Annotated in this window: 14 protein-coding genes; 9 read left to right on the forward strand and 5 right to left on the reverse strand. The window is 60.2% G+C overall.

Features of this window, described 5'->3' with window-relative positions:
* Positions 1-110: 110 nt before the first annotated feature.
* Complete coding sequence (locus tag ACR0JC_RS13950; RefSeq protein WP_254430771.1) at positions 111-2,150, forward strand: dockerin type I domain-containing protein; 2,040 nt, start codon at positions 111-113, stop codon at positions 2,148-2,150.
* Positions 2,151-2,155: 5 nt separating this feature from the next.
* Here the strand turns inward: ACR0JC_RS13950 and ACR0JC_RS13955 are convergent, their stop codons facing one another.
* The 3 genes from ACR0JC_RS13955 to ACR0JC_RS13965 form a co-directional block, all read right to left on the reverse strand.
* A complete protein-coding gene (locus tag ACR0JC_RS13955) occupies positions 2,156-3,463 on the reverse strand; it encodes an HlyD family type I secretion periplasmic adaptor subunit (RefSeq protein WP_170341382.1) in 1,308 nt (435 codons plus the stop codon).
* A complete protein-coding gene (locus tag ACR0JC_RS13960) occupies positions 3,460-5,184 on the reverse strand; it encodes a type I secretion system permease/ATPase (RefSeq protein ID WP_170341784.1) in 1,725 nt (574 codons plus the stop codon). The genes ACR0JC_RS13955 and ACR0JC_RS13960 overlap by 4 nt, the downstream gene beginning before the upstream one ends.
* 201 nt (positions 5,185-5,385) lie before the next feature.
* A complete protein-coding gene (locus ACR0JC_RS13965) occupies positions 5,386-6,261 on the reverse strand; it encodes a MurR/RpiR family transcriptional regulator (RefSeq protein ID WP_170341384.1) in 876 nt (291 codons plus the stop codon).
* Positions 6,262-6,365: 104 nt separating this feature from the next.
* Here ACR0JC_RS13965 and ACR0JC_RS13970 point away from each other — a divergent pair, with 104 nt between their 5' ends.
* From ACR0JC_RS13970 to ACR0JC_RS14000, 7 genes are all read left to right on the forward strand, one after another.
* Positions 6,366-7,151: an N-formylglutamate amidohydrolase gene (locus ACR0JC_RS13970; protein WP_170341386.1), complete on the forward strand. Its 786-nt coding sequence runs from the start codon at positions 6,366-6,368 to the stop codon at positions 7,149-7,151.
* 16 nt (positions 7,152-7,167) lie between these two features.
* Positions 7,168-7,686, forward strand: coding sequence for a TRAP transporter small permease subunit (locus ACR0JC_RS13975; RefSeq protein ID WP_170341388.1), 519 nt, complete (start codon positions 7,168-7,170; stop codon positions 7,684-7,686).
* Complete coding sequence (locus ACR0JC_RS13980; protein WP_170341390.1) at positions 7,686-9,011, forward strand: TRAP transporter large permease; 1,326 nt, start codon at positions 7,686-7,688, stop codon at positions 9,009-9,011. Before ACR0JC_RS13975 ends, ACR0JC_RS13980 begins: the two co-directional genes overlap by 1 nt.
* A 70-nt stretch (positions 9,012-9,081) precedes the next feature.
* Complete coding sequence (locus ACR0JC_RS13985; protein WP_093963096.1) at positions 9,082-10,113, forward strand: TRAP transporter substrate-binding protein; 1,032 nt, start codon at positions 9,082-9,084, stop codon at positions 10,111-10,113.
* Between the two features lie 86 nt (positions 10,114-10,199).
* The gene (locus ACR0JC_RS13990) at positions 10,200-11,552 is read left to right on the forward strand and encodes a glutamine synthetase family protein (RefSeq protein WP_170341392.1); all 1,353 of its coding nucleotides are present in this window, start codon (positions 10,200-10,202) and stop codon (positions 11,550-11,552) included.
* Positions 11,553-11,646: 94 nt separating this feature from the next.
* Positions 11,647-13,029, forward strand: a complete 1,383-nt coding sequence (locus ACR0JC_RS13995; protein ID WP_170341394.1) for an aldehyde dehydrogenase family protein — start codon at positions 11,647-11,649, stop codon at positions 13,027-13,029.
* A gap of 66 nt (positions 13,030-13,095) precedes the next feature.
* Positions 13,096-14,241 (forward strand): iron-containing alcohol dehydrogenase, encoded by a 1,146-nt coding sequence (locus ACR0JC_RS14000; protein WP_170341396.1) that lies wholly within the window; start codon positions 13,096-13,098, stop codon positions 14,239-14,241.
* Positions 14,242-14,284: 43 nt separating this feature from the next.
* Here the strand turns inward: ACR0JC_RS14000 and ACR0JC_RS14005 are convergent, their stop codons facing one another.
* A complete protein-coding gene (locus tag ACR0JC_RS14005; protein ID WP_170341398.1) occupies positions 14,285-16,252 on the reverse strand; it encodes a RiPP maturation radical SAM C-methyltransferase in 1,968 nt (655 codons plus the stop codon).
* Between the two features lie 6 nt (positions 16,253-16,258).
* A complete protein-coding gene (locus tag ACR0JC_RS14010) occupies positions 16,259-16,540 on the reverse strand; it encodes an Os1348 family NHLP clan protein (protein WP_170341400.1) in 282 nt (93 codons plus the stop codon).
* Between the two features lie 151 nt (positions 16,541-16,691).
* Between ACR0JC_RS14010 and ACR0JC_RS14015 the strand changes: the two genes are divergently transcribed.
* Complete coding sequence (locus tag ACR0JC_RS14015) at positions 16,692-19,568, forward strand: ATP-binding protein (protein WP_170341402.1); 2,877 nt, start codon at positions 16,692-16,694, stop codon at positions 19,566-19,568.
* The last annotated feature ends 16 nt before the right edge of the window (positions 19,569-19,584 follow it).

Genomic DNA, 19,584 nt, shown 5'->3' on the forward strand with positions numbered 1-19,584 from the left:
TCTGGAGCCAAATTCCTCGTTTTCACCACAATTTCGTTCTCGTCTTTGCCTTGGCACCGCGTCACCCTTGAAAGGACTGCCAGCGATGGCATTGGGGGTGATCTGAGTTGATGCTTCAGTTCGAAAGAGTGGTTGCAACGGGGAGTCCGGCGCTCGATTCAGGTATCGGCGATACGGCTTTAAAAACGTTTAACGGTGTTACGTATCTGTACAGCACGACCCGGGCTGGCGGCGGCATCGTGGTCTGGCAGCTTGTGGATGGTGGGGCTCCGCAATTCCACGACGATCAGTATTTCAGCGGCACTATATCGTTGCAGGTCGGCAGCCTTGGTGCTCTGGTCGTATTGGGCGCAAGCGACCTGTTGGCACTGGACGTCGACAACGCCTCAGGCCTTGTCGGGTACGAGTTGAATACGGATGGCACGATCGGGGCGCTGCAGGAAACGGCGGCGATTCCCGGAGGCGGTGATGTCACCGCATTGGTCCAGTACTCGGTGGGGGCGGTCGACTACCTGGCGGTGGCCCATCAGGACAGTGGGCTCATCGGCACCTCCGTGGTGAACTCGAATGGTTCGCTCAGTCATGTGGGCTCGGTCGCGGGTAATGCCGGGGCGATGCAGACCGCGGCGGTGGGCGGCAACCAGTATGTCGTCACCGCCAATGCCACCGACAATGCGATCCGGGTGTTCAGCGCCGATCAAGGAAGCGGGACGCTGATCGAAGTGGACAACACGACGACCCAAACGCTTGGGATCAGTTCTCCGACAACGCTGGAGACGGTTGATGCGTATGGACAAACCTGGGTTCTAGTGGCCGGGTCCAGCAGCAACTCCATCAGTGTGATAGAGCTGCGCGCAGACGGAACACTGGTTCCAAAGGATCATGCGTTGGACACGTTGGGTACCCGTTTTGGCGCAGTTCAGGACATGAAGGTCGTCGAAGTCCATGGACGTGTCTTTGTCGTTGCCGGCGGCGGAGACAACGGAGTGACCCTGCTGACAATGACCCCTGATGGCAAGCTGATCTACCTGGACAGCTTTGCTGATACCGTGGATAGCGGTATTCAGAATGTTGAGACCATCGAGGTGGCCCATTTTGGCGGCGACCTTCAGATCTTTGTGGCATCGCAGCAGGATGCAGGGCTAACCCAGCTGACAGTGTCTTTGGACTCCTTGGGCAATGTCATCGAGGGGAATGGAATCGTAACCGGAACCGCTCAGGACGACATGCTGAGCGCAGGCGTCCTGGACACTGATTTGCAGGGCGGTGCCGGTGACGACATTCTGATTGCCGGTCGCAGTGAAACCACCATGCAGGGCGGCTCCGGCGCGGACATCTTCGTTATGCGGTTCGGCAGTGGATTGACGACGATCACGGATTTCGAGGCCGGAACTGATCGGTTGGATCTGTTCGACTACCCGATGTTGCGCAACCCCGGCCAGCTGACCGTGACGTCAACGGCACAAGGGGCTCGTATTGAGTTCATGGATGAAACCGTTGAGTTATTTTCGACCGACGGTGGCACACTCACCAGCGCCGAAATTTTCGGGTCCGGTTTTGAGGGGCCGGATCATATCCCCGTTGACTTTGGCGTGCTCACGGGGCCCGAGGCCTCGGCCGGTGTGACGGGTCCAATCACGGTAGAGTCTTCCGGTTCAAACCCCGCGCTGAGCGATGCTGAGATCGTGTTCACGCTAGTTGGAAACAGCCCGATATCGGTACAGGCCGACGATCAGGGCCAATTCGATCTTGATTTGCCATCAGGTTCGTTGCCGGGTCATGTGGACATCATCAAGTCCTATTCAAATGCCAGCGGAGAGATCACGGCCCTCGATGCGCTGCAGGTTTTGCGGATAGCGGTCGGTTTGGGACCAACCTGGGGACCTGCAGCCCCCGAAAACCTCATCGCGGCCGATATCACCCAGGATGGCACCGTCAATGCACTGGATGCCCTGGCGATCCTGCAGATTGCCGTTGGGTTGCCCACCGCACATGAGCCGGAATGGGTCTACCTGGACCAGACCGCCGATCTTTCCTCAATCACACCCACGAATGTCGACTATCAAACCGGCGCTGCGGTTACCGCCATGGATGGGGTGTTCAGTGTGGACATGACGTCAATCCTGCTTGGGAATCTCGAGGCGGTCTAAGCTGGCTATTCGCGGAACGACCGGTTGAAATAGTCCGCCATCGGTTTGATCAGGTATGAAAGCGGCGTACGCTCGTCGGTCTTAATCAGGGCCTCAACTGGCATGCCGGGCAGGAGTACCTGTCCGTTCAGACGCTCTAACTCGCCCTCAACGGGAACAACATCGGCGCGATAATAGGTGAATCCGGTTTGTTCATCCTTGAGCGTGTCTGCCGAAACATTGATGACCCGACCTTCGATTTCCGGTGTCTCACGCTGATTGAAGGCCGGAAAGCGCAGGGCGACAGGTTGGCCGACGTGCAACTGGTCCACGTGTATTGCTCCGACGCGGGCGGCCACCACAAGCGGCGTGTTTTGGGGGACGACATACATCATAGGTTCCGCTGGCTGGACGACCGACTGCACCGCAAAGACCTGGCTGCCGAAAACGGTTCCTGAGACCGGGGCCCGGATGTCGAGACGCGCCAACCTCTCATTCAAGGATAACCTGCGTTGGGCCAGTTCGACGACCTCGGACTGCACCTGCCGCAACTCGGCAATGGCCTCTTCCCGACGAGCGGCGGCCAATTCGACGACTTGCAATTCCGTAGTGGCAATCTGTCCATTCAAGCGAGCAACTGCAGCTTCCAGGCGCCCAATTTCGCCGGTCAGGCTGGCTTCTTCACGTTGAAGGGCTGACACTCGGCTGGCTTGGGTCAACCCGCGTGTCAAAAGGTTCTGCTGATCCTCCAACTCGTTTCCAATCAGCTCAAGCTGCCTGCGCAGGGCCACCAGCTGCGCTTTCGTCCCGTCGATTTCGCTTTCGATCTGAACCCTTTGTTTGCCCAGTTGATCGATCTTCTTGGACAGGGTTTCCAACCGAGCGGAATACAACCGGGTCTGTCCATCAATCAATTCACGATCGATGGGTTCCGCGGCGGCCAGCTTTTGCATCCTGTCGGCAAGCGCGTTCGCGTCTGCCCCGTCTCTTTCGGCCTCCAGCCGAACCTTCCGCGCCAAGAGTTCGAACAACTGCGATTCCACGATGACTTTTTCCGACTTGAGAAACGTGTCATCGAACCTGAGCAGCAAATCACCCTGCTCGACCCGGTCGCCATCACGAACCAGAATATCGCCTACGACACCGCCATCCGGATGTTCCACAACTTGCCGATTGCTTTGCACCTCGACAACGGCTTGGGTCACGATTGCACCTGCCAGATGGGTCCTGACGCTCCAAACCCCAAGCCCGCCGACCAGAATGGCCAACGCGGCGAATCCAACAAGAGCGGGGAAAGTGATCCGCCATGGCGGCGGGCTTGAAACCTCGGTCATGCCTCACCCGCTTTGCGAAACTGTTTCTGGATTGCACCCGCATTTTGGACCATGGCGTTCAACACTTCGTCACGGCTGCCGAAATTGGCGATCCGACCCAATTCGACTACGGCCAGGTGGTCGCACTCTGAAATCGCCATCGGTCGGTGCGTCATGATGATCACGGCGCGCTCGGCCGCTTTGAACTCCCGGACTGCCGCATTCAGGGCATCGGTGCCCTCGGTGTCCAACGCCGAGTTCGGTTCATCCAGTACCAGCAGGACAGGATCGCCGTACAATGCCCGGGCCAGCCCTATCCTTTGCTGCTGGCCTCCGGATAGCTGACTGTTGGCTCCTTCCAAGACGGTGTCATAGCCTTTTTCAAGTGAGAGGATCAGGTCATGTGCATTGGCCTTCTTCGCTGCCGCAACAACAGCCAGTTCATCAGGGTTCAGCGACATGCGAGCGATATTCTCGGCCACCGTTCCGTTGAAAAGTGTGACATGCTGCGGAAGATAGCCGATGTGGCGCCCCAACTCATCAGGGTCGTATTGATCCAGAGTTGCGCCGCCCAATCTGATCTCTCCGGCAGCAGGTGTCCAAAGGCCCAACAGCGCTTTGGCGAGCGTGGTTTTTCCCGAACCGCTTTTGCCGATCACTCCAAGGGCACGGCCGGGCTCCAACACGAACGAGGCGTTTTGGATAGTGGGGGTTTCGGATCCAGGGGGTATGATCGTCAGGTTCCGGACCGACAAACGGGCTTCCGGTGTGGGCAGGCGGGTTCTGGAGGGTTCGACAGGGACATGGGCCAAATAGTGGCTAAGCGATGACCAGGCGCTACGGGCCCGCTCGATCGCGCCCCATTGTCCAACGACCTGCTCAATCGGCGCGAGTGCGCGGCCCAAAAGGATAGAGCCTGCGATCATCGCACCGGCGGTCATTTCGTTTTGCAGTACAAGCCAGGCTCCCAAGGCGAGCATAGCCGATTGCAGAAACAGCCTGAGCGATTTGGTCAGTGAGGTGAAGCTGCCAGTCCAGTCGCTGGCGGCAATACTCTGGGACAGCGCGGCCGATCTTTGTGTCAACCAACGCCGCGTTATGTCCTTTCGCATGCCTTGGGCGCGAATGACCTCGGCTGCCTGGCGTGCATTTTCGGACATTGAATTCGCCAACGCGGACGCAGCCTGTGCCTGAGCCACTTTGCGATGGGTCATCATCTGGTTCAGGATTGCGATCACGATCAGCACCGCTCCGCCTGTTACGGCCAACCATCCGAGCAGTGGATGAAAAAGAAAGATCGCCGCGAGGAAAACGGGTGTCCACGGGATATCCATGGCCGCTAGCAAAACGGGCGAGGAGCACAGCGTTTGAATGGCTTCCAAATCGCGCAGCGCTCTTGCCGGAGCTGCACGGATTTGCGGCACCAGTGCATCGCGCAAGGTTGCATCGAACACACGTTGGTCCAGAGTCGACTGAAACCGGGCACCAAATCGCGCGACAATGCGACCGCGCGCAAAATCCAGCATGGCCATCAGAGCGTACAGCAGCGCAACCAGCAAAAATAGTGCGGTCAACGTTTCAACGGCGCGAGACCCCAAAACGCGGTCATAGACCTGGAGCATGAACAACGGCCCCGTCAGCATCAGCAGGTTGACGAAGATGCTGAACAGGAACGCAATCCCGAGAAACGTAACCCCTCGGTTCCGTGCATCCCTGACTTCGTCGGTGCGCAATGCATCCATTGAATTGCGGCGTTCCACTGGCTCGGCCTCTTGGTTTTTCGACCACTTGCCCGGGTCGTTTCGCCGCGATGTCCGTCACTGTCGGACCCAACCCACCAGACAGAGATTCATCAAGGGTTGGAAGCAGGTTTCAGACTCGCGTTGGCCGACACCCTACAGGTCGCGGTCCAATGGAACAATGGGATTGAAGGCAGCCAAGGCTCACGCCTCGTGGCTGCGGAAAATCCGTGTGGTCGAGAAATAGCGCTCCAACTCCTCTATACGCTCTTTGCTTTCTTCCCAGCGCGCTTCCTGAACCTCGGCGATGAGGGTTTCCGAAATGAGTTGAAGGGCGATCGTCGAATCCCAGCTTGATGGAGCTTCGACCAGAGCGTGAAAGGTATAGTTGGCCGATTTGCCGATGGGTGACCCCCATTGGTCGGTGAACAGCACGACGGTCACTCCGCGATCGGACGCAACTTGCGCCAGCTTCTCCAGATGCGCTTCGTAGCGGCGGATGTCGAAGATGACCAGAACCGAGCTTTCGTCCATGTCCAGCAGGTATTGCGGCCATACGTTGGCCGAGTTGCCCAGCATGGTCACGTTGGGCCGGATGATCTGCATGTGGTTGAACAGATAGTCGGCGTTCGAGCGGGTGATGCGGCCGCCCACGACATACAGATGGCGCTCGGTATTGGCCAGCAACTGCGCCACCGCGTCGAACATCGACTTGTCCAGCCGCTCTAGCGTGTGGCGCATATTGGTCCAGACGGCTTGGGCAAAACGCGTGATCGGATGCTCGGTTTCATCATCCACGATCCAGGCATCGCGTTTCGAGATCGGCTTTTGGATCTGTGCCGCGACTTCTTCGCGCAGCGCCTCCTGCAGCGCTGGAAACCCATCGAAACCCAGTTTCCGCGCCATGCGAATGACCGTCGGGGTGGACACTTGTGCCGCCGCTGCCAGCTTGGTGATCGATTGCAGCCCACCCATCGGATAATCCTGCAACAGGACCGATCCCAGCTGCCGTTCCGAGCGGGTCAGGCCTTCAAGTTCGTCCTGAATGCGTTGTTTGACCGTTTTGGCGACAGAGGCCATCGGCGCCCTCATATTATTCAATTTGCTACAGGATATGAGTGATTGTAATTTTGTCTACAGAAATTTTCTTGACAGGTCCAAGGCCGCTGTAACAAATGCTACGCATGCAGTCCAAGACCGAGTCATCCCTGTTATCCCCGCTGGAAGCGCCCGCCGCACGCGTTTTGAACGCGCGTGGCGAAGCACGCGCGGTTCTGGTGTGCGAACACGCAAGCCGGTTCATTCCTGCGGCTTTGGATGGGCTGGGGCTGGACGACGTGGCGGCCTGTTCACACGCGGCCTGGGATATAGGGGCACTGGAGGTTGCGGTTGAACTGGCCGGCGCCCTGGATGCGCCTCTCGTGCACTCGCGGGTCAGTCGGCTGGTCTATGACTGCAATCGTCCGCCCGAACGGGAAGATTCGATGCCTCCGCGCAGCGAGGTGTTTGCGGTGCCCGGCAATCAGGGTCTGACGGCGGAACAGCGCGCCCAGCGAGTTCGCGACATTTATGAACCGTTCCGGGGTCTCTTGTCGCAAACGCTGGACCGCCGCCCAGAACCGCCTGTTCTGATTACGATCCACAGTTTCACACCAATCTACAACGGCAAGACCCGGGCGGTCGAACTGGGGATTTTGCATGACTCTGATGACCGTGCGGCTCAGGCCATGCTGAATCATGCGGCGCATTGCAGGCTGAGAGTGGCGTTGAACGAACCCTATTCGCCAGAGGATGGTGTCACGCACACCCTGCGCGAGCACGGTATCGCGCGGGGCTTGCCCAACGTGATGATCGAGATCCGCAATGATCTGATCGACACGCCGACCGGGGTCAATCGGATCGTGGGGCTATTGACGCCAATTTTGGCCGCCACGGTCGAAACCTTTTCCGACGCAGGGCAGAACACATGAGGGCAGGGGTGCAGGTATGAGCTTCATGCGGGGATATATTGCGGTCATCGACCGCATGAACCGCTGGATCGGGCGGGTCGTGATGTACGGTATCTTCGTGATGATGGGCATTCTGCTGTGGTCGTCGATCTCGAAGACCTTTTTCCTGCCGTCGCTCTGGACGCTCGAAGTCGCTCAGTTTGCGATGGTCGCCTATTACATCCTGGGCGGACCGTATTCGATCCAGATGGGTTCGAACGTGCGGATGGACCTTCTTTACAGCGAATGGTCGCACCGGCGGCGGGCCTGGACAGACGCATTCACCGTGCTGTTCCTGATCTTCTACCTCGGCGTGATGATCTATGGCGGGTTCGACTCGCTCAGCTATTCCCTGCAATATGGCGAGCGCAGCCCGACCGCGTGGCGCCCCTATCTGTGGCCGATCAAGGTGATCATGGTCGTGGGGCTGATCCTGATGCTGCTGCAGGCCATTTCCGAACTGTTCAAAGATATTCTGCGCCTCAAGGGCGATGACATCCCGCGCGAGGTGATCTGATGTCGTATGAGTTGATCGCCATCCTGATGTTCTCGACCATGATGCTGATGCTGCTGACCGGTCAGCGCGTATTCGGCGCCATCGGTTTCGTGGCCGTGGTGGCTGCGCTTCTGCTCTGGGGCGACCGTGGCGGCTATGACATCGGGTTTTCGGCCGCGATGAAGCTGATGAAATGGTACCCGCTGCTGACGCTGCCGATGTTCATCTTCATGGGCTATGTTCTGGCCGAGTCCAAAATCGCCGACGACCTGTACAAGATGTTTCATGTCTGGATGGGTGGACTGAATGGCGGGCTGGCCATCGGCACGATCGGGTTGATGGTGCTGATCTCGGCGATGAACGGGCTGAGCGTGGCAGGCATGGCGATCGGGGCCACGATTGCGCTGCCCGAACTGCTCAAACGGGGCTACGACAAGAGGATGGTGACCGGAGTGATCCAGGCCGGATCATCACTTGGGATACTTGTGCCACCCTCTGTTGTACTGGTTCTCTATGCGATGATCGCGCGTCAGCCGGTGGGGCAGCTGTGGTTGGCGGGCATCCTGCCGGGCCTGATGATGGCGGGCATGTTCATCCTGTACATCGTGATCCGCTGCCGGATAAACCCGGAACTCGGCCCGGCCCTGTCCAAGGAAGAGCGCGACGTGCCGATGGCGGAAAAACTGCGGCTGCTGCGCGCGGGACTGCTGCCGTTGGCGATCTTCGCGGCGATGATGGTGCCATTCGTCAATGGCTGGACCTCGCTGGTCGAAAGCTCTGCCATCGGCGCGCTGACGGCTTTTGCCGCCGCCGTGCTGAAAGGGCGGATGACGCGCAAGGTGTTTGAGGTCTCGGTGCGCTCGACCCTGGGCATCACCTGCATGTTCATGTGGATCATCCTGGCCGCGCTGGCCTTTGGTGCGGTGTTCGATGGGCTGGGCGCCGTGCGCGCGATCGAGACCCTGTTCACCGAACGGCTGGGTCTGAACCCCTGGGTGATCCTGATCCTGATGCAGTTGAGCTTCATCCTGATGGGCACCTTCCTGGACGACACCGCGATGCTGGTGATCGTGGCGCCGCTCTATGTGCCGCTGGTGGGGGAACTGGGCTTTGACCTGATCTGGTACGGGGTGCTGTACACGATCACCACGCAGATCGCTTATATGACGCCGCCCTTCGGCTATAACCTGTTCCTGATGCGGGCGATGGCCCCGCCCGAGATTTCGCTGCGCGACATCTACGGCTCGATCCTGCCCTTCGTGATGGTGATGACGCTGGCGCTGGCCATCATCATGACCTTCCCGCAGATCGCGCTGTGGCTGCCCGACTACATCTACAACAAATGACCCCGGACATACCGGGGCACCTGCGAGAGGTTGGTCTCTCGCCCATCGAAACCGACAACGGAGAGAGAAGATGACGAACAGACGCACATTCCTGAAAGGGGCCGCCGCTGCCCCGGCAGCCGCGCTGGCCACCCCGGCGCTTGCGCAATCCACGATCCGCTGGCGCATGCAGACCTATGCCGGCCCCGCGCTGGCCGAGCATGTGATCGACCCGGCCATCAAGATGTTCAACCAGATCGCCGGCGACCGGATGCAGATCGAGCTGTTCTATGCCGACCAGCTGGTGCCCACGGGCGAGCTGTTCCGCGCCATGCAGCGCGGCACGATCGACGCGGTGCAGTCGGATGACGACTCAATGGCCTCGCCCACCGAAGTAACCGTGTTCGGCGGCTATTTCCCGTTTGCGTCGCGCTATTCGCTGGATGTTCCCGTCCTGTTCAACCAGTACGGTCTGAACGAGATATGGGACGAAGAGTATTCCAAGGTGGGCGTCAAGCACATCTCGGCCGGTGCGTGGGATCCGTGCCATTTCGCCACCAAGGACCCGATCAACAGCCTGGCGGACCTTCAGGGCAAGCGGGTCTTCACCTTCCCGACGGCGGGCCGGTTCCTGTCGCAGTTCGGCGTGGTCCCGGTGACCTTGCCGTGGGAGGACATCGAGGTCGCCGTGCAGACCGGCGAGCTGGACGGCATCGCGTGGTCGGGCATCACCGAGGACTACACCGTCGGCTGGGCGGATGTGACCAACTACTTCCTGACCAACAACATCTCGGGCGCCTGGGCAGGGTCGTTCTTTGCCAACATGGACCGTTGGAACGAACTGCCCGAAGATCTGCAGACCCTGTTCCGCGTCTGCACCGACCAGTCGCATTACTACCGCCAGTGGTGGTATTGGGGCGGCGAGGCATCGCTGCGTGTCAATGGCGACAAGATGAAGCTGACCTCCATCCCCGATGAAGAATGGGCGCAGGTCGAAGCCGCCGCAGTGGCCTTCTGGGATGAGATTGCAGCCGAGTCCGAGACCAAGGCCAAGGTTGTAGAGATCATCAAGAAGTACAATGCCGACATGCAAAAGGCTGGCCGTCCCTACCGGTACGGCTAAGGTGAAACCGGCCTGCCCTCATACCGGGGGCAGGCCGTCGAAAACGTCAGTCCGGCAGGTGGCGCCGGCGCAGAAATAGGTGGCTCATGCTCAACTTCGACACGCTCAAGACCCAGGTTGCCGAAGGCTCGGTCGATACGGTTCTGGTCTGCATGGTGGACATGCAGGGCCGCTTGATGGGCAAACGATTCCACGCCGGTCATTTCGTGGCAGGGGCCTGGGAAGAAACCCATTGCTGCAACTACCTGCTGGCCACCGATCTCGAGATGGCGACGCCGGACGGCTATGCCTCGACCAGCTGGGAGCGCGGCTATGGCGACTATGTCATGAAGCCCGACCTCAGCACTCTGCGCCCGGTGCCGTGGCTGGAGGGCACGGTGATGGTGATGTGCGACGTGCTGGATCACCACACGCATGAGGAGGTCCCGCATTCTCCGCGCGCCATTCTGAAGAAGCAGGTCAATCGCCTGAAGGCCATGGGCTATGAGGCGATGTGCGCGACCGAGCTGGAGTTTTTCCTGTTCGAGAAGAGCTTTGATCAGATCCGCAAGGAGGGTTTCCGCGATCTGGAACCGATCTCGGGCTACAACGAGGATTACCACATCCTGCAGACCACCAAAGAAGAGCATGTGATGCGGCCGATCCGCAATCACCTGTGGGATGCGGGCATTCCGGTCGAAAATTCCAAGGGCGAGGCCGAGGCCGGACAGGAAGAACTGAACATCAAATACGCCCCGGCCATGCAGACCGCCGAGTATCACTCGATCGCCAAGAACGCGGTCAAGGAGATCGCGTGGCAGCACGGCCATGCTGCGACCTTCCTGCCGAAATGGCATCATGACCGGGTCGGGAGTTCGTCGCATGTGCATCAGTCGCTGTGGACGGACGGGCAACCGGCGTTTTTTGACAAGGCCGATCCGCTGGGCATGTCGGACCTGATGAAAAACTACATGGCGGGCCTGCTGAAATACGCGCCCGACTATACCTGTTTCATGGCACCCTACATCAACAGCTACAAGCGGTTCATGAAGGGCACATTCGCGCCGACGCGCATCATCTGGTCGGTGGACAACCGCACCGCGGGGTTCCGGCTGTGTGGCGATGGCACCAAGGCGGTGCGGGTGGAATGCCGGATTCCGGGTTCGGACATGAACCCCTATCTGGCCATCGCGGGCATGCTGGCCGCAGGGATTGCGGGCATCGAGGAGGGGCTGGAGCTGCAGCCGCCGACCAAGGGCGATGTCTATCAGGGGGATACGGGCATGATTCCGGGCAACCTGCGCGCGGCGCGGAATGCATTGCATGGCTCGACCATGCTGCGGGCGGCCATGGGCGATGACGTGGTGGATCACTATGTACGTGCCGCCGAGGTCGAGATCGAGGAATTCGAGCGCGTGGTGACCGATTGGGAGATTGCCCGCGGGTTCGAGCGGGCGTAGAGGGTGGATGTGAGGGGCCAGCCCCTCACGCTCCCCGGGATATTTTTGGCCAGATGAAGCAGCGGGCCTGCTTTTCTTGAGGATGGAGTGACCAATGGGTCAGGTGTTGAAATGTATCTCGCCGATCAACGGATCGGTGTTTGCCGAGCGGGACACCCTGGATCGTGACGCGGCATTCGCCGCTGCGGGTCGGGCGCGGGCGGCGCAGGCGGATTGGGCGGCGCGGCCCCTGCAAGAGCGGATCGATATGGTGATGGCCGGCGTCGCGGCCGTGGGTGCGATGAATGACGAGATCGTGCCGGAACTGGCCCAAATGATGGGCCGGCCGGTGCGCTATGGCGGCGAGTTCGGCGGTTTCAACGAACGCGCGACCTATATGGCGGGCATCGCGCGCGATGCGCTGGCCGATATTGCCGTGGGCGAGGACGAGACGTTCAAGCGCTACATCAAGCGCGTGCCGCATGGTGTGGTGTTCGTCGTGGCGCCCTGGAACTATCCGTACATGACGGCGATCAACACGGTGGCGCCCGCCTTGATCGCGGGCAACACGGTTGTGCTGAAACATGCCACGCAGACCCTGTTGGTGGGTGAGCGGATGGCGCGGGCCTTCCACTCGGCAGGCGTGCCCGAGGACGTGTTCCAGAACCTGTTCCTGAGCCATGACGTGACCAACGATCTGATCGCCGGTAAGGCGTTCGATTTCGTGAATTTCACCGGCTCGGTCGCCGGAGGGCAGGCGATGGAGCGTGCGGCGGCCGGAACCTTTACCCCCGTCAGCACCGAGTTGGGGGGCAAGGACCCGGGCTATGTCGTGGATGACGCTGATCTGGATGCGGCGGTCGAGACTCTGATCGACGGCGCCATGTTCAATTCGGGCCAGTGCTGCTGCGGGATCGAGCGGATCTACGTGCATGAAAGCCTGTATGACGATTTCGTCGCCAAGGCGGTCGAGATCGTCAAGGGCTACAAGCTGGGCAATCCGCTGGATCCGGAGACGACGTTAGGGCCGATGGCCAACTTGCGCTTTGCCGACGAGGTGCGCGCCCAAATCACCGAGGCCGTGGCCGTCGGTGCTGTGGCGCATATCGAGACCTTTGCCGAGGATGACGGCGGCGCCTATCTCACGCCGCAGATCCTGACCAACGTCACACACGACATGCGCGTGATGCGCGACGAAAGCTTTGGCCCAGTCGTGGGGATCATGAAGGTGTCCTCGGATGAAGAGGCCATCGCCCTGATGAACGACAGCGAGTTTGGCCTGACCGCCTCGCTGTGGACGCGCGATGTGGCGCGGGCCGAACGCATCGGAGACCGGATCGAGACCGGAACCGTGTTCATGAACCGGGCCGACTATCTTGACCCGGGCCTGTGCTGGACCGGGTGCAAGAATACCGGCCGTGGTGGCGGCCTGTCGATCATCGGATATCACAACCTGACACGTCCCAAATCCTATCACCTGAAGAAGGTGACGGGCTGAGGACGATTTGCCTGCCCCGGACCGACCCCCTCGCCGGGGCAGGCCTTAGACACAAGGAAAGCTGACATGAGTCTTGTTGGAAACTGGTCCTATCCGACCACGATCAAATTCGGCGCGGGCCGCATCAAGGAACTGCCCGAGGCCTGCGCGGCGGCGGGGATCAAGCGCCCGCTTCTGGTGACCGACCGCGGCCTGGCCGATCTGCCGATCACCGCCGCGACGCTGGACATTCTCGAGGCCGCCGGGCTGGGCCGGGGCCTGTTCAGCGAGGTCGACCCGAACCCGAACGAAAAGAACCTCGAGGCTGGCGTGGCCGCCTACAAGGCGGGCGGGCATGACGGGGTGATCGCGTTTGGCGGTGGTTCGGGGCTGGATCTGGGCAAGATGGTTGCCTTCATGGCCGGTCAGACTCGCCCGGTCTGGGATTTCGAGGACATTGGCGATTGGTGGACCCGCGCGGATGCCGAGGCGATCGCACCGATCATCGCGGTGCCGACGACGGCCGGCACCGGCTCGGAAGTCGGCCGCGCCAGCGTCATCACCAATTCGGAAACCCATGCCAAGAAGATCATCTTCCACCCCAAGGTGCTGCCGACCGTGGTGATCTGCGACCCTGAACTGACCGTGGGCATGCCGAAATTCATCACCGCCGGGACCGGGCTGGATGCCTTTGCGCATTGCGTTGAGGCCTATTCCAGCCCCCATTACCACCCGATGAGCCAGGGCATCGCGCTGGAGGGGATGCGGCTGGTCAAGGAGTACCTGCCGCGCGCCTATGCCGATGGTACCGACATCGAGGCCCGCGCCCAGATGATGAGCGCGGCCGCCATGGGTGCAACGGCTTTCCAGAAGGGGCTAGGCGCGATCCACGCCATGAGCCACCCGATCGGCGCGGTGTTCAACACCCATCACGGCACCACCAACGCGGTCTGCATGCCTGCGGTACTGGAGTTCAACGCGCCTGTGATCGCCGACCGGTTCGAAGCAGCCTCAGCCTATCTGGGCATTTCGGGCGGGTTCGACGGGTTCCGGGCCTTCGTGCAGGAGTTCAACGACTCGCTGGGTATCCCGCGCAAGCTGTCCGATCTGGGCGTGACCGAGGATGCGATCCCGGAGCTGGTCAAGGGTGCGATCATCGACCCCTCGTGCGGTGGCAACCCCATCGAGTTGACCGAGGAAAACCTGACCGGATTGTTCAGGGCCGCTCTATAAGTGTTAGTCGGATCCGGGGAATTGATACGCTCCGGGTCCGATCTCATTCCGCGGGTTGTGGTCCCGCTACCTGTTCACTTGCGAATTCTGCGGGAAATTGAGCGGCGAAAGCACGTTCTGGCTCATTGCGGATCTCGGACCAGGTCGGCGCCCGCTGGAAGCCAGGCGATCTGAGGGCCAGGGACAGCACGGATTTGTCCTCGACATAAATCAGCCCAAGCTTCTCAAGGCGGTCCATCGCAGAGTCAAAAGCGTCCACCCCGTACAAGTCGGATACCTGATCACCAAGAAGCGCCCTGCCGATGATCACTGGGCTCAGGTCAAGGATGGCCCGAGCCGCCTGGTCCAATTGGTGAACAACGCGTTTGCCTGACGCTCGCCGGTCGATCACCGTGTCGCCCTCGATGTAGAGGGCTGACGTGCCGGCCTCGTTCTGCCATGCAGAAAGAGCATCCAACGTCGACGCCGCGCGCTGCGCTGGCGGGCTTGGACCGTTGTCGACGATGTCGAAATGGTAGGCGAAATTCCAGACTTCTTCGGGCGGCAGGTCGAATATGAATGAATACGGCTTCGCTGGTTCGACCTCGACCCCAAATGCCTCGGGGTGTTCAAAATACGGGCTGAACCGGTCCGCTCGCACCGGGCCAATCGAGCCGGGTGGTTGCAGGTGATGCAGCAGCGGAATGAGCTTTGCCATCCGTTCGAAGGCCTTGGGGCTTTCACCGGGAAACCCGTAGAGGAAACACCACTCGACAAAAACTCCGGCCTCGGCACACAGCTTCAGCGTCTGGATGTTCTGAATTCCGCTGACCCCTTTCCTCATATGCGCAAGGGTCGGAGTATCGAAGGTCTCGATCCCCGGCTGGATCTTTCGAACGCCGGCGTCGGCCAGACGGGCGATCACGGTCGGCGAGAGGTTTGATTTGACCTCGTAGTGCATCAGGAATGGTCTGGTGTCCTGCGCAAGTTTCGGGATCAGGGTCTTGAGGTAGCGGTGATCCAGAATGTTGTCGACCACGACAAGATCCGGGCCATAGAGATCGGCAAGCGTGCAGAATTCGGCATAAGCCCGCTCGGCTGACTTGCTCCGGTAGGTCATCGATTGACCGTTCAATCCGCAGAAAGTGCAATGGTGTTTCGCTCCCCACCAGCAGCCACGCGATGTTTCGATCGTCGCAGATGGCACAAGGCGCGCTGACAGCCCCGTAGTGCTTTGAAATTGTTCAAAGAAGGCGTTGAAGTCCGGGATGGGCAGCGTGTCCAGATCCGTGGTCAGGCGCGGTCGAGAATCCTCCAGCGGGTTGTCCAATTGGCTTCGGTTCAGAAACCCCTCGACCACAGGCAAGGGTCTGCTGGGCTTCAGAGCTTTCAGAAACTCGGGAAAGGCATGGTCGCCTTCGCCAATGCAGACCGCGTCCAATTCAGGATGCGCCTTCAAAAGCGCGCGCCCGAGCGGCCCCTCGCAGTTGGCGCCGCCCATGACGATGATCACGTCGGTTGACCGTTTCCGCACAGCCCGGGCCAGTGCGATCGAGGCCATGACCTGTTGGAACGACGACGTAATCCCGATCACGGTCGGGTTCTGTTCCATCACCGCATCGGCGCAACGTTCGACAAACGCTCCGGCTTGCTTTCGGGCTGCGATGGCGTTTTGCATGAACGCCAGCCACTCGACTCCGGATACATAGTCACCAAGCACCGTGGTCAGGTAGTCCATCGCGTCCAGATCGCTGCGCGGGTAGATCAGATCGCTGAATATCCATTCACCCAGCAGCGCCTGATAGCAGCGGCCATCAGACAGCATGAAATACTCATCGAGACCGATCGCCTCGGCATAGTCGAAGCTGAAGTATTTCTCGGTCGTCGCAAAGCCGTTGTCCCGCGCCAGCTGTGCGAGAAGAGACATCCCAAGCCCGGGATGTTGCAGCGAAGAAAACGGCATAGACACCAGACACAGCTGATGCAGGGCTGCGCCTTGGTCCTGACTGGAGACGGCCGCGCTTTCGCTCATGCGAAGTTACGCGCAGCGGGGCCGGATCACACCGTCGGACGTATCTTCGTAGGCATTCTTGATGTCTTGCATCGCCGACTTCAGGTCGGATTCACCGGAAAAGACGTTCCCAATCGCGGCCAACAGCTTGCGCGCCTCGCCATCCTGATCGAGCGAGATTCCCAAGCGGTTTACTACGCCTTCGGGGTTGTCGATGAATTCTTTTCGAAAGGCCTCGTCAAGGATGCCGCGGCCAATGATCTGCTGAACATCTTCCAGGGTCAAACCCCGAGTATGGTGGTCACTCATAATTGTTCCTTTCGCAATACAAGGCCAATTGTTAATAGTTTTTTTACTCAATATCAATGCCGTGGATGGTCCGCGCCACCCTTGCGTGGTGTCTGGAAAAAGGCCTTGATCAGCGACATACTGAACTCGGGCAGTCGGGGGGCGCTTGAACATGAGGAAACAGGTCCAGATCGAACCGACCGAGCGCAGAATGTGCACGGTTCTGTTCGCCGACATTGTTCGTTCGACCATGATGATCGGCAGTTTGGATCCCGAAGACGCCGTCAGCCATCTGGGCCCTGCCATCGAACTGATCATGTCGATCTGCGAAAAGTTTGGCGCAACCACGTTGTTCACCGGCGATGGCGCGCTCGCGGTTTTTGGATCACCGAACGCGGACGAGGATCACGCGGTCAAGGCAATAGCCAGCGCCCAGCGGATCATCGACCGCATCCGCAGGCTGGACGATCGGCAGTTGGATGTGCGGGTTGGCGTTCATTCTGGCGAATTGCTGGTGGGCCAGTTGCAACACACCCTAGGGGAAGAGCAGGCCTTTCTAGGACCTGTCATGAACATCGCCAGCAAGATCGAGGCCGCCGCCAGAAAGAACGTGGTCACGGTGTCCGGTCAGGTTTTGGAGAATGCCGGTGATATGTTCGACCATACACATGTGGGCGATCTCGAGCTGGACGGGGGTGCGGGTCCGATCAAGCTGTTCGAAATCACCGGCCGCAAAGAACAGGTGTCGCGCTGGATGGCGCGGGCGCGTCGCGAACGTTCGCCTTTTGTCGGGCGCGAAAGGGAACTGGCCGAGCTTGTTGCGGCGTGGAACCAGGCGCGTGACGGCAAAGGAAACTCGGTTCTGTTGTTGGGGGCGGCTGGCGTTGGCAAATCCAGGCTGCTGCATGAGCTGGTCGAGAACTGGCCCCTAGGCGCGCACCAGGTTCTGGAGTTCAACTGCTTTTCCTTGGATCAGGAAGCTGCGTATCTGCCGATCACCCGCGTGATCAATGCCCGGTTGGGATTGTCGGACACCAAATCCGATGCCGAACTGGACCAGAAGCTGTCCGAGGTTCTGGGCGGAACCAAGTTCCTGGATGCGCATACCCGATCGGCCCTGTATTCGCTGTTCAGCCGTTTCCAAACGGAACCGGCGCTTTCGGCAGTGGACCCGTCTCGCCGACGGAGGCAATTGAACCAGATGCTGTCGCGGCTGGTTCTGTCGATAAAGCAGGACAAGCCCCTGCTTCTGTTGTTCGAGGATTTGCATTGGGCCGACCAGGGGACTCTGGACGTCATCGACAACCTGCTGGGGCAGGTGCGGGGAACGAATGTTCTGATCCTCCTGACATCGCGCAACGCGAACCTGTTCACGAATGACCCGGTGGGCTTGCTCAAGGTCGTTCCGGTCGCCCCGCTGGGCGAGGCGGCCTGCAAGGACCTGATCACGCGCTTGCTGGGTCAGAGCGACATCGATGGTCAGCTGGGCTCATACATCGAAGCCATGAGCGGCCGCACGCCGCTTTTCGTTGAAGAATTTGCCCACCACATGCGGGACCGCATGTCGCAAGCCGGGTTCAAGGACGGAGCGATGGACAGCCTGGGCGACATCGAGATCCCCGCCCGGGTTCAACCGTTGATCGCCTCCCGGATTGATGCCCTGCAAAGCGAGGACCGCAAAGCTCTGCAGCTGGTTGCCGTCGGCGGGTTGCAGTGGACCTGGGGCGTTCTGGCCGACACGCTTCAACGGCTGGGCTTCGACGCCAAAACCCAGATTTCGACCTTGGTTGAGCGCGGTTTTCTTGAGCTGCCGGAATCTCAGGACGGCCAGCAGCTGCGGTTCAGCCATGCGTTGGTGCAGAAGGTCGGGTATCGCAGTATTCCACGCCAGCGCCGCGCAAGGCTGCACCGTGCGATCCATGAAACGCTGCTGAGCCGCGGCACATCCGACGATCTGGACGTGGCACAGTCCATCGCCCGTCACGCGGACAAAGGCGAGTTATGGCTGGAGGCTGCCGAGGCTTATACGCGGTGCGGCGAGATGTCGATCAAGCTGTTTTCGTTTGAGGCCGCCGTCTCATATTTCGAAAACGCCCTGCGGTGCATCGACCAAGTTCAAAAGCGGACCGGCACTCAGGTGGCTGTTGACCTCGGGCTACGCGCCCGGCGCGGTCTGCGCGTTTCGCTGGTGGCCAGCGGGAACTTCAACCGTATCCTGACCATCTCACGCGAGGCGGAAGCCTTGTCCGACGCGTTGGGGGACACATCCGCGCGCGTTGCGTTTCAGGTCGACCAGGCGATCATGCTGACGATCTTGGCGGATGTGCGGCAAGCAATGGAGGTGTCTGAGCGCGCGCTGCGGACCGCAACCGACGCCGAAGATCCGCGCCTGCAGGCAAACGCGGCCTTTGCGCTGGCCCAGGCTGCATGGTTTCACGGCAACTTCGCGGCAGCACGGGCGGCGATTGATCAACATGCGGATCTGTTCCAGACGATGTTCCGTGTGGCCGAAGCGGGCACCACCGGGTCGATTTCGGTGCTCGGGCTTGCGACCCGTGCCAACGCCAACAGCATGATGCATCGGTTTGACGAAGCGGATGCAGGTATCCGCGAGGTGCTGTCGATCGCCGAAGAAACCGGCAAGGCCTATGACCTGAGTTTTGCGCTGATCGCGCGGGGGATCTGGTGCTGGCAGCGAAATGAACCGGCTGACGCCGCCATTGCGTTGCGCCGCGCCTTGCGCGTGTCGGACGATGCTGGAATCGATGTTTTGTGCTGTTTCGCAGCGGCTCCCCTGGCTCGGGTGCAGTCGGTGTTGGGTGAACTTCCGGATGCCCGGCTGGTCCTGAACCGAGGTCTTGAACTGGCGCGTGACATGGAGATGGAAGCCTTCGTCGCCTGGCTGCTGTCGGCCGAAGTGCAGGTTCTGGTGCAGGAAGGCAGAACGAAAGAGGCCAAGGAACTGCAATCCGATTTGAACGACCTGTGTGACCGCAACGGGTATTTCCAGCACGAGCAATCCAAGGCATTGAGGGCGTTTAAGATTTGAACACCCCAAAAGCCTC

The sequence above is a fragment of the Ruegeria sp. CH5 genome, assembly GCF_056537025.1.

What these genes read in the sequence shown, in the direction of transcription:
- ACR0JC_RS13980 (WP_170341390.1), top strand. Translation starts at nt 7,686, where the DNA reads ATGTCGTATGAGTTGATCGCCATCCTGATGTTCTCGACCATGATGCTG.
- ACR0JC_RS13960 (WP_170341784.1), bottom strand. Translation starts at nt 5,184, where the DNA reads ATGGATGCATTGCGCACCGACGAAGTCAGGGATGCACGGAACCGAGGG.
- ACR0JC_RS14015 (WP_170341402.1), top strand. Translation starts at nt 16,692, where the DNA reads ATGAGGAAACAGGTCCAGATCGAACCGACCGAGCGCAGAATGTGCACG.
- ACR0JC_RS13955 (WP_170341382.1), bottom strand. Translation starts at nt 3,463, where the DNA reads ATGACCGAGGTTTCAAGCCCGCCGCCATGGCGGATCACTTTCCCCGCT.
- ACR0JC_RS13965 (WP_170341384.1), bottom strand. Translation starts at nt 6,261, where the DNA reads ATGGCCTCTGTCGCCAAAACGGTCAAACAACGCATTCAGGACGAACTT.
- ACR0JC_RS13995 (WP_170341394.1), top strand. Translation starts at nt 11,647, where the DNA reads ATGGGTCAGGTGTTGAAATGTATCTCGCCGATCAACGGATCGGTGTTT.
- ACR0JC_RS13990 (WP_170341392.1), top strand. Translation starts at nt 10,200, where the DNA reads ATGCTCAACTTCGACACGCTCAAGACCCAGGTTGCCGAAGGCTCGGTC.
- ACR0JC_RS13950 (WP_254430771.1), top strand. Translation starts at nt 111, where the DNA reads ATGCTTCAGTTCGAAAGAGTGGTTGCAACGGGGAGTCCGGCGCTCGAT.
- ACR0JC_RS13975 (WP_170341388.1), top strand. Translation starts at nt 7,168, where the DNA reads ATGAGCTTCATGCGGGGATATATTGCGGTCATCGACCGCATGAACCGC.
- ACR0JC_RS14010 (WP_170341400.1), bottom strand. Translation starts at nt 16,540, where the DNA reads ATGAGTGACCACCATACTCGGGGTTTGACCCTGGAAGATGTTCAGCAG.
- ACR0JC_RS13970 (WP_170341386.1), top strand. Translation starts at nt 6,366, where the DNA reads ATGCAGTCCAAGACCGAGTCATCCCTGTTATCCCCGCTGGAAGCGCCC.
- ACR0JC_RS13985 (WP_093963096.1), top strand. Translation starts at nt 9,082, where the DNA reads ATGACGAACAGACGCACATTCCTGAAAGGGGCCGCCGCTGCCCCGGCA.
- ACR0JC_RS14005 (WP_170341398.1), bottom strand. Translation starts at nt 16,252, where the DNA reads ATGAGCGAAAGCGCGGCCGTCTCCAGTCAGGACCAAGGCGCAGCCCTG.
- ACR0JC_RS14000 (WP_170341396.1), top strand. Translation starts at nt 13,096, where the DNA reads ATGAGTCTTGTTGGAAACTGGTCCTATCCGACCACGATCAAATTCGGC.